8 protein-coding genes and 1 pseudogene are annotated in these 10,334 nt (G+C 63.5%); 3 read left to right on the top strand and 6 right to left on the bottom strand.

What is annotated here, in order from left to right; translation table 11 throughout:
* Positions 1-915, bottom strand: a pseudogene (locus Q0D45_RS07180) (PQQ-dependent sugar dehydrogenase); the annotation flags it as partial.
* Positions 916-1,298: 383 nt separating this feature from the next.
* Here Q0D45_RS07180 and Q0D45_RS07185 point away from each other — a divergent pair.
* Positions 1,299-2,264 carry a nitronate monooxygenase family protein gene (locus Q0D45_RS07185; RefSeq protein ID WP_293390552.1) on the top strand — a complete coding sequence of 322 codons (966 nt, stop codon included), beginning with the start codon at positions 1,299-1,301 and terminating at the stop codon, positions 2,262-2,264.
* Between the two features lie 11 nt (positions 2,265-2,275).
* Positions 2,276-2,812, top strand: coding sequence for a PadR family transcriptional regulator (locus Q0D45_RS07190; protein ID WP_293390555.1), 537 nt, complete (start codon positions 2,276-2,278; stop codon positions 2,810-2,812).
* A gap of 8 nt (positions 2,813-2,820) precedes the next feature.
* On the opposite strand, the gene Q0D45_RS07195 is transcribed toward Q0D45_RS07190, so the two are convergent.
* Positions 2,821-3,387, bottom strand: coding sequence for a phosphatase PAP2 family protein (locus tag Q0D45_RS07195; RefSeq protein ID WP_293390558.1), 567 nt, complete (start codon positions 3,385-3,387; stop codon positions 2,821-2,823).
* Between the two features lie 137 nt (positions 3,388-3,524).
* Here Q0D45_RS07195 and Q0D45_RS07200 point away from each other — a divergent pair, with 137 nt between their 5' ends.
* Entirely contained in the window at positions 3,525-4,349 is an 825-nt protein-coding gene (locus tag Q0D45_RS07200; protein WP_293390560.1) for a hypothetical protein, read from the top strand.
* Positions 4,350-4,356: 7 nt separating this feature from the next.
* On the opposite strand, the gene Q0D45_RS07205 is transcribed toward Q0D45_RS07200, so the two are convergent.
* The 4 genes from Q0D45_RS07205 to Q0D45_RS07220 form a co-directional block, all read right to left on the bottom strand.
* Positions 4,357-5,160: a class I SAM-dependent methyltransferase gene (locus Q0D45_RS07205; RefSeq protein WP_293390563.1), complete on the bottom strand. Its 804-nt coding sequence runs from the start codon at positions 5,158-5,160 to the stop codon at positions 4,357-4,359.
* Positions 5,147-6,661 carry a DUF3336 domain-containing protein gene (locus Q0D45_RS07210; protein ID WP_293390566.1) on the bottom strand — a complete coding sequence of 505 codons (1,515 nt, stop codon included), beginning with the start codon at positions 6,659-6,661 and terminating at the stop codon, positions 5,147-5,149. Before Q0D45_RS07210 ends, Q0D45_RS07205 begins: the two co-directional genes overlap by 14 nt.
* 341 nt (positions 6,662-7,002) lie before the next feature.
* Complete coding sequence (gene acnA, locus Q0D45_RS07215) at positions 7,003-9,675, bottom strand: aconitate hydratase AcnA (protein ID WP_293390569.1); 2,673 nt, start codon at positions 9,673-9,675, stop codon at positions 7,003-7,005.
* Between the two features lie 224 nt (positions 9,676-9,899).
* On the bottom strand, positions 9,900-10,334 hold a 435-nt coding region (locus Q0D45_RS07220), incomplete at its 5' end, for an aconitase family protein (protein WP_293390572.1).

Consider the following 10,334-nt stretch of genomic DNA (forward strand, 5'->3'; position numbering starts at 1 on the left):
ATCCGGCACCAGATCGTTGCCGATCTCGTCACGCTCGTTGACTGCCGTCCACAGAGCGCCGCTTTCCGGCTGCCAGGCGAGGCCGTTCGGATTGCGCAGGCCGGAGGCAAACACCCGGTAGGCGCCGGTGGCGATATCGACCTCGAGGATTGCCGCGCGGTCGGTTTCAGCATCGATGCCGTTCTCGGCGACGTTGCTGTTAGAGCCCACCGTCACGTAGAGCTTGGTGCCCTCGGCATTGGCGATCAGGTTCTTGGTCCAGTGGTGATTGATCGGCCCGGCCGGCAATGGCGTGACGACGGTCGCGTCATTGCCATTGAGGGTGGTTTCGCCGCTGACATACGGGAAACTGACCACGGCATCGGTGTTCGCCACGAACAGTTGATTGCCGACCAGTGCCATGCCGAACGGTGAATGCAGCCCGGTCAGCAGCGCACTTTTGGTTTCGGCCACACCATCACCATCGGTATCGGTATCGCGCAGCAGACTGATGCGATCGGCGCTTGGCGTGCCGGCGCCGGCCTTGCTCATGACTTTCTCCATCACCCAGCCGCGGATGCCGGTCGAGTCGTCCGGGCGCTTCGGGCCATTGGTTTCAGCGACCAGCACGTCACCGTTCGGCAGTACCAGCAGCCAGCGCGGATGGTCCAGGCCGCTGGCGAACGCGTTCACTTTGAAGCCGGGCGCAGCGCGCGGCGTGCGGCCCTCCGGCCAGCCTTTCGCGGTGGCGATATTGACGGTCGGCAGCAAGGTGGTGCTCGGTGCCGGCAGATCGGGATTGGCGCCATAGCCTGCCGAAACTGCCTGGCGGCTGTCCGCACCGCAGGCGGCCAGCAAGACCGTCAACAAGCCCGAGATGAAGAGGCTGGTCCGACGATGTGATGGTTGATGCAAGGACTGAGGAAGCTTGCTCATGAGTGATGCCGGTTTCCGGAGGGTTGAAGAAGGCTGCACGGGTATCGATGCACCCTGGAAAGCGCTCGGCGGCTCGTTGCAGAACAAGGAAGCACGGCAAGAAGGCGCAACGGGCGAAGCTTAGAGCCCGAGCAAGCCTCGCTCCCAGTAGCCGATGCCGGCGATGCCGGGGGAGGTTCGGGCCGGGAACCTAATGTCTGTTCACGCAGATGGCAAGCGCATTGTACGAGACAGGATCGCTGTGCACATGTGTATTCTTTTCAACTTCCCGGTCAGTTTTACAAAGCCAGCAAACAGCTGGTCAGACGTTATTATGCAAATTATTGCTTAAGCAAAATCACGCATATAAACTACGCCTCTCATTCATTGACGAGGTTCTCCACATGTCGCTGCCGGCCCTGCTTCGCAACCGCCTCCGGATTCCGGTCGTGGCGTCGCCGCTGTTCATCATCTCGAACCCGGATCTGGTGATCGCGCAGTGCAAGGCGGGTGTGGTCGGCTCGTTTCCGGCGCTCAATGCGCGGCCGGCGGAGGAACTCGGCAAATGGCTGCAGCGGATCACCGAAGAACTCGATCGCCATAACCAGGCGAATCCGGATCGTCCGGCGGCGCCGTTTGCGGTCAACCAGATCGTCCATAAATCGAACAACCGCCTCGACCACGACATCGAGATGTGTGTGAAGTACAAGGTGCCGATCGTCATCACTTCGCTCGGTGCCCGCACCGATCTGAACGACGCGATCCACTCCTACGGCGGCATCACCCTGCACGACATCATCAACAACAAGTTCGCGAAGAAAGCGATCGAGAAGGGCGCCGACGGTCTGATCGCGGTCGCCGCCGGCGCCGGTGGCCACGCCGGCACCACCTCGCCGTTCGCGCTGATCCAGGAAATTCGCGAATGGTTCGATGGCCCGCTGCTGCTGTCGGGTTCGATCGCCACCGGCAGCTCGGTGCTCGCAGCGCTGGCGATGGGCGCTGATCTCGCCTACATCGGCTCGGCGTTCATCGCCACCAAGGAGGCCAATGCCGACGAGCGCTACAAGCAGTTCATCGTCGACTGCGGTGCGGACGACATCGTCTATTCCAATCTGTTCACCGGCGTGCACGGCAACTATCTGCGGCCGTCGATCATCAGCGCTGGCCTGGACCCGGACAAGCTGCCGGAATCCGATCCGAGCAAGATGGATTTCGGCTCCGGCGGCAATACCGACGCCAAGGCCTGGAAGACCATCTGGGGCTGCGGCCAGGGTATCGGTGCGGTGAAGGCTATCGGCAGTGTCGACGATCTCGTCGGCCGTCTGGCGCGCGAGTACGACGCGGCACGTCAGCGTCTGCTGGCAGCCTGAGCAGCTAAGCCATGGCGCTTTCCCATGCCATCCTGGTATCGCTGCTCGATCGCTCGCATTCGGGTTACGACCTTGCCAAGCGCTTCGATCAGACCGTCGGCTTCTTCTGGCCGGTCAGCCATCAGCAGATCTACCAGGAGCTGCACAAGCTGGCGCGGGCAGGGTGGGTGCGTGGCGAGACGATCGAACAGGCCGACCGGCCGAACCGGATCGTCTACGAGCTGACCAGCGAAGGTCGGCAGGCGCTCGATGCCTGGCTGACCGAGCCGACCAGCCCACCGAGCTTCAAGGAAGAACTGCTGGTCAAGCTGTTCGCGCTGGAAGGCGCGAACCGCGACACCTTGGTGATGGAACTGGGGCGACGCCGGGCGCTGCACATCGAACGCCTTGCTCGCTACGAATCGATCATGGCCGAGCACTACCCGGATCCGACCGTGCTCAACGCCCGCAAGCGTGGCCGTTACCTCGGCCTGCGCATGGGCATCCTCACCGAGCGCACCACCATCGCCTGGTGCGATGAAGCGATCGCCTGCGTCGGCGCGGCCTGAAAGAAGCCTTACCAGTTTGCCGATACGTTCAGGCCGATCTGTCCCGGCCCGATCACCGGCGTCACTGCAACCTGCGCCGGCACATAGGGTTTGACGACGAACTTCGAGATGCCCCAGGCCAGCGCGCAGCCGGCGACCACATCGCGGACGTAGTGCTTGTCTTCGTTGACCCGGATGTACGCCACCCAGGCCGAGATCGCATACACCGGTGCCGCTTCCTGCCAGCCGTAACGCTCGCCGAGATAGGCCGCGCCCGAGCAGGCGAATGAGGTGTGACCGGACGGAAACGATTTGCTGCCGCCATCGGGACGCGTGCCCCAGTCGCCGTTCTTGAAGGCTTCCTTGAGTCCCTGCGTCGCGGCGACGGTCACTGCCACTTCGGTGCCCAGTTGCAACAGGCCCCGGTAATCGCCCTGGTAAGTGGAGTACGCGGCGGCACCGGCTGCCGGCACGAACTTCAGCCAGTTCGACAGCGTGAGCTGATCGCGATTGGCCTCGGCGTGGCTCGGTGCCGAGAGGACAAGGCAGGCACCGGTCAGCAGCGCACAGGCGATAGGGCGAAAGGGGAGATTCATGGTCTACGGAGCGTGAAGGGTGGATGAAGGGGCAGGCGTGGAAGGCAGATCAGTGAATGCGGTTGCATCGATGTCCACCACCGACGAGCATGAGGGAAATGTGCTGCCCTCGCAGCGTGAAATCGGAGCATGCACCTGTGGCTGACGATCCCGCCAAACCTCGTTCGATCGCAACCGTCATAGCGTCGATCATCTCGCTGGGCAAGGACCTGGTCGCGCTGCTGCGGGACGGATCGCTGTTCCTGCTCGCGGTCCTGCTGCTGGTGTTCCCGATGCAGTTCAACGCGATGTTGGTGGCGGCGGGATTCAAGGAAGGCAATGTTGCTGGCTTCAAATGGCAGGCCTCGTTGACCGAAACCGACAGCGCGTTGCAGAAGGCGCAGGAGACGATCTCCCAACTGCAGCGCAAGAACGAAGAGCTGGCGAAAACGCTGGGCGAAGCCAGCACGCAGATCGTCGGTGGCGATGGCCAGCTGAAGGCGCAGATCGTCGAACTGCAGCAGGGCAATCGAACCCTTTCGGAGAACGTGCAGACGGTGCAGACCAAGGTCGACGAGCGCCTGCTGTCGAATGAGCAGCTGGTCGCGAGTGCCGATCGTCCGGCTGCCGCGGCACCCGTGGAAGTGCTCGCCGCGGCACCGCCACCGCCCGCCAGCCGTTACATCGTCGGCTTCCAGACCGTCGGTTTCGATGCCGCTGTCCGCGAGCGGATCAACGCTGCCCTCGAAGCGCGCGGCTACCAGATCAGCAATGTGTCGGCGAGCTACGACAGCAGACCCAGCTGGTTCGCCACGCAGTCGACCGTCTTCTACTACGCAACGCCGGCACTGCCTGCGGCGAAGGATCTGGCCGAGCGGCTGCAGCAGGAAACCGGGGTGCGCTTTGCCGTGCAACGCGGAGCGGGTCTTGGTGTCGAGCCGAACCTGCGCAACGTGACTCTGTACGTGCACTATCTGAAGTGAGCGACGCTCAGCGCTTGCTCGCCCGCGTCATCAGGTAGGACTGACGTACGCGGTTATCGACGAAGTAGCTCTCGACGATGGCGACGACTTCGGCACGGAAGGCGGCAAGCCGTTCCGGCTGATCGCCGAGGGTCTGGACCACCTTGATGAACGGCGCTGCCGTGTGTTCCATGTTGGCCCCGTAATGGCGCGGGCTCAGCGCGGGGATGGTCATTTCGTCACGGTGAAATTCGATCCCGCTCACCGCATAGCTGAGCCAGCGCCGGATGTTCGAGGTTTCGCCCCAGCTACTCGGTGCCGCAGCACCGGGCGGGGCTGGCAGATAGCTGCCGACCAGATCGAACAGACGCCCGATGACCAGTTCCGGTGGCCAGGTCGAGAAAGCGATGCGGCCACCGGGTTTCAGCACGCGCAGCATCTCGGCGATCGCCCGTTCCGGGCGCGGCGCGAACATGTGGCCGAACTGGCTGAGCACCACGTCGAAACTCGCATCGGCGTAGGGCAGCGCTTCGACATCACCTTCGGTGAAATCGATCGCAGCGTCGACGATCGCCGCATTGCGTCGTGCATCGACCAGCAACGCCGGCGCAAGGTCCAGACCTTTGACGGTCGCTCCGCGCAGCGCCGCAGTAAGTGCCACGACGCCGGTGCCGCAAGCGACGTCGAGCACGGCCTCGCCAGCCGCGATGCCGGCGTAACGGACCAGGGCCGCCGCAGCCGGCGTGGTGAACGGCGCAATCGGCGCAAACAGGCCCCAGCCCTCACGCTGGGCGGCCTTCATCGCGGCATAGGGATCTTCAGTCGGCGACATCGGCCACCTGCAGGCTCGGCTCGTAGCGGGCAAGAATGTCGCTCAGCGTGCGGCTGATCTTCGACGACAGGCGGATCATCTCGATGCGCGGCCAGGTCTGGCGCTGACCTTCGAGCAGCATGTCGCCGATCTCGCGATGGGTCATCGGCGACACCAGCTTCAGCGGCGATACCAGCCGGCGTTCCGGCGTGATGTTGATGTCGCCGGTGTACTGCTGCGACAGCAGATCGTGAACGATCTTGTTGACCGAGCCAGCGGTCGAGGTCGGCAGATATTTGCCGAGCATCACGTCGGTGGATTTGAGCACGCCACGCGCGGAGCTTTTCATCATGTCGAGCAGCGGCCGCAGATGGTTCTGCTTGAGCTTGTGATCGCGGAACATCGGCATCAACACCGGGTTGATGTAGCTGACCGTGTAGTGATTGGTGCCGTACAGACGGGCCAGCTGCTTGGCCGGCAGATCGGCAGCGAACACGCCGTCGATCCAGCGCGCTTTCAGATACGGCACGGTGTTGCCCTGGGCATCGCGCGCCAGCAACTGCACCGGTTCGAACAGGCCTGGCACCGCGCAGGACGCGCGCACCGCCGAGCGGATCAGCACATGTGGCGAGGTGATCGCGTTGAGCAGGCGCGGGCTCTGATGCCGCTCGCAGGGACTGACCGAGATGCTGATGTTGCGGCCCGAACGCTCGAAGGCTTCGCGGAAGGTCAGGTCCGGAATCAGGCGATCGAAAGTGGCATCGAACGAGGTGGCGCCGAAGAAGCGCCGCAGCCCCGTGGTGCGCTCCAGCAGGTTCGGGCTCCAGGGTTCGCCGAAGAAGATGTTTTCCGGGGTCAGGAAGCCGCGCAGTTCGTCGTCGCTGCGGGTGCCGATCACAGCGGCGACGATGGCGCCGGCGCTGGAGCCGGAGATCACCGACGGCAGCACGCCTTCATCGAACAACGCCTTGGCGACGCCGAAGTGGAAGAACATCAGCATGCCGCCGCTCGACATCATCAGCGCCGAGCGGCCGTAGCAATGGCTGGCGCGGCGGAACAGATCGAGCTTCACCGCCTCGGGCACTTCGTGTTCGGGCAGGCTTTCGATGTGCAGCAGGGTGTCGCAGACGGTATCGACGAAGTTGCTGATCAGCGTCTTGGTGCCGAAGTAGGCCTTGGTATGCAGCACCGGCTTGCCCATGCCGCCGAGGTTGCCGTGCACGCCTTCCTCGATCGCGAACACCAGACCGTGGCTGTCACCGGCGGCACGCAGCGCGATCAGCTGATCGAGCCGGGCGCGGATCATCGCGTGGTCATAAAGATTCGAAGGCTCGCGAACCCGCCACTTCGCACGGCCGCTGAGTTCATCGAGCGCGCGGGCCTGCTCGGCCCATTCTTCGTAGCTTGTCGACAGGCGCAGGTCGTTGCGCGCGGCGTGCTTGTGCTTTCGCGCTCTGAGCTTCTTGGTCGCCGGATCGGCTAGCGACTGGGGATTCGAGTCAGCAGGCAACGCAGCGTTCATGAGCAAGGGGAAGGATGCACGATGCAGCGTCGTGGCATCGATGAAGTGGATGTGACGATAAGGATACTTCGATCAGTGCCCGGAGCTACGGCGTCGTCGCGTGCGGCATCAGCGACAGTTTGCCCGCGCGAGGTGGGGATTGGGCAAGCGGCGCGCCGGAGCTACCACAGCCTCGCAGGAAGAGCATGGCCAGGACAATCGGGATGGCGATGAACCGGGTCCGACGCATGGAGAATTCCTGTCAGGTGAAGGCACGGCAGCCGCGTCCTGCATGCGGGCCGCAGACAAAAAAGGGCGGCTCGCGCCGCCCTGTTCATCACATCCTGAAGTCAGACAAACGCTTACGCCGCCATCTGTCTCAGCATGTACTGCAGCACGCCGCCGTGCTTGTAGTACGACCATTCCACCGTCGTGTTGATGCGGACCTTGGCGGTGAAGCTCGTGAGCTTGCCGTCGGCCTTCTTGGCAGTGACGGTGACCGAGGTCGCGCCATCGACGAGGCCGTCGAAGTCGAACACTTCGGTGCCGTCCAGACCCAGCGAGACCGCGGACTGGCCGTCGACGAAGTTCAGCGGCAGCACGCCCATGCCGACCAGGTTGGCGCGGTGGATGCGCTCGAAGCTTTCCGAGATCACCGCCTTGACGCCGAGCAGGATGGTGCCCTTGGCCGCCCAGTCACGCGACGAGCCGGTGCCGTATTCCTTGCCGGCGAGGACCACCAGCGGCGTGCTGCTGGCGGCGTACTTCATCGCCACGTCGTAGATCGCTTCGACCGGGCCCGCGGAACCATTGATGTAACGGCTGACGCCACCTTCGACACCCGGCGTCATCGCGTTCTTGATGCGGGTGTTGGCGAAGGTGCCGCGCATCATGATTTCGTGGTTGCCGCGGCGTGAGCCGAAGCTGTTGAAGTCGGCGCGCTGCACGCCGTGCTCCATCAGGTACTTGCCGGCCGGACCGTCCTTCTTGATGTCACCGGCCGGGCTGATGTGATCGGTGGTGATCGAGTCGCCGAGCACGGCCAGAACGCGCGCACCCTTGATCGGCAGGATGCCCGGAGGCGTCATGGTCATGCCAGTGAAGTACGGCGGGTTCTGCACGTAGGTGCTCTTGGCATCCCAGGGATAGGTTTCCGACTTTGCGATCTTGATCGCCTGCCAGCGGGCATCGCCCTTCAGCACTTCGCCGTAGCTGGCCTTGAACAGATCGGCCGTCACCGCCTTGGTGACCGCTTCCTGGATTTCCTGGTTGCTCGGCCAGATGTCCTTGAGGAACACCGGCATGCCTTCGCTCGAGGTGCCGAGCGCTTCGCTGGTGAGATCGAGATCGGTCGAACCGGCAATCGCGTAGGCGACCACCAGAGGCGGCGAGGCGAGGTAGTTCATCCGCACGTCCTGATGGACACGACCTTCAAAGTTGCGATTGCCGGACAGCACCGCCGACACGCTCAGCGTGTTGTCCTGGATCGCCTTGCCGATCGGCTCGTTCAGCGGACCGGAGTTGCCGATGCAGGTGGTGCAGCCGTAGGCGACGATGTGGAAGCCGAGGTATTCGAGATCTTCGATCAGGCCGGCTTTCTTCAGATACTCGGTGACCGCTTTCGAGCCGGGCGCCAGCGAGGTCTTGACCCAGGGCTGGCTCTTCAGGCCCAGCGCGCGCGCCTTGCGGGCGAGCAGGCCGGCACCGATCAGGACGCTCGGGTTCGAGGTGTTAGTGCAGGAGGTGATCGCGGCAATGACGACAGCGCCATCCTTCAACTGATAAGTCTCGCCACGGTCGGTGACCGTGGCCGGGCCCTTCGACGGACGCGCCTTCTGCTCGGCTTCGAAAGCCTTGCGGAAGTTGGTCTTCATGTCGGTGAGCAACACACGGTCCTGCGGACGCTTCGGGCCGGCGAGGCTGGGCAGGATCGTCGACAGATCGAGCGCCAGCACGTCGGTGTATTCCGCTTCCGGCGCGTCCGGCGTCCACCACATGCCCTGGGCCTTGGCGTAGGCCTCGACGATGGCGATCTGCTCGTCGCTGCGGCCGGTCAGGCGCAGGTAGTTCAGGGTTTCGTTGTCGATCGGGAAGATGCCGCAGGTGGCGCCGTATTCCGGGCCCATGTTGGCGATGGTGTTGCGATCCGAGGCCGACAGATTGGCGAGGCCCGGGCCGAAGAATTCGACGAACTTCTCGACCACGCCGCGCTTGCGCAGCATCTCGGTGACAGTCAGCACCAGATCAGTCGCAGTGGCGCCTTCGGCGAGCTTGCCGCTGACACGCACGCCGATGACTTCCGGAATCAGCATCGACGACGGCTGGCCGAGCATCGCCGCTTCCGCTTCGATACCGCCGACGCCCCAGCCGAGCACGCCGATGCCGTTAACCATCGTGGTGTGCGAATCGGTGCCGAAGCAGCTATCGGGGTAGAGCATCCCGTCGTCGTTCTGGAACACGACTCTGGCGAGGTATTCGATGTTGACCTGATGGACGATGCCGGTATCCGGTGGCACGGCCTTGAAGTTCTTCAGTGCTTCCTGGCCCCAGCGCAGGAAGGTATAGCGCTCTTCGTTACGCTGGAATTCGACCTTGGCATTGAGGTCCAGCGCTTCCCTGGAACCGTAGTGATCGATCATCACCGAGTGATCGATGACCAGTTCCACCGGGCACAGCGGATTGACCTTGGTGGCGTCGCCGCCCAGCGTCTTGATCGCATCGCGCATCGCCGCGAGATCGACCACGCAGGGCACGCCGGTGAAGTCCTGCAGGATCACGCGCGCCGGCGTGAAGTTGATGTCCTTGGCTGGAACCTTCTTCAGATCCGCCGTGGCCAGCGCCTTGATGTCGTCGGCGGTGGTGCTCACGCCGTCTTCGTGACGGAGCAGGTTTTCGAGCAGGATCTTGTACGAGTACGGGAGCCTCGCGACCTTGAATGCCCCCCCGAAATGGCTGTCCAGCTGGGTCAGATCGTAGTAGCCGTAGCTTTTCGATCCGACGGTGAGCGTGGATTTGGCTTTGTAGCTATCGGTCACAGTCGTTCTCCTTGATGGTGCCTTTGCCAGTGGTGTGTGCCGCTGGCAGGGCGATGACGGACTTCAGAGGGTTTGCAGTCGATGGAAGTTCAGCCCGCTTTGCGAGTATGGCTTAAGCGCAGTTCCAGCCGAAGGCACAAAAAAAGCCCGCCGGCTTGCGCCGACGGGCTTCGATCTTCACCGGCGCCCGAAGGCTGAGCCGGCGACGTTCATCGCGCCGCTATTCAGGCCTCGACCGTCGACTTTGCCGTTTCGACATATTCGTCGATCTGGTTGAAGTTCAGGTACTGGTAGATCTGCTCCGAATGCTGGGTGACGATGCCCATCTCGGCCAGGTATTCCGCCACCGTCGGCAGCTTGCCCATCTTCGAGGCGATGGCCGCCAGTTCCGCCGAGCCCAGATACACGTTGGTGTTCTTGCCGAGGCGGTTCGGGAAGTTGCGGGTCGACGTCGAGATCGCCGTCGAGCCTTCCTTGATCTGCGCCTGGTTGCCCATGCACAGCGAGCAGCCCGGCATTTCGGTGCGCGCACCGGCGGTGCCGAAGGTGTTATAGACGCCTTCCTGGGTCAGCTTGGCGGCGTCCATCTTGGTCGGCGGGGCGATCCACAGGCGGGTCGGGATGTCCTTCTTGCCTTCCAGCAGTTTGCCGGCGGCGCG

The organism is Nevskia sp. (genome assembly GCF_023266035.1).
Classification (GTDB): domain Bacteria; phylum Pseudomonadota; class Gammaproteobacteria; order Nevskiales; family Nevskiaceae; genus Nevskia.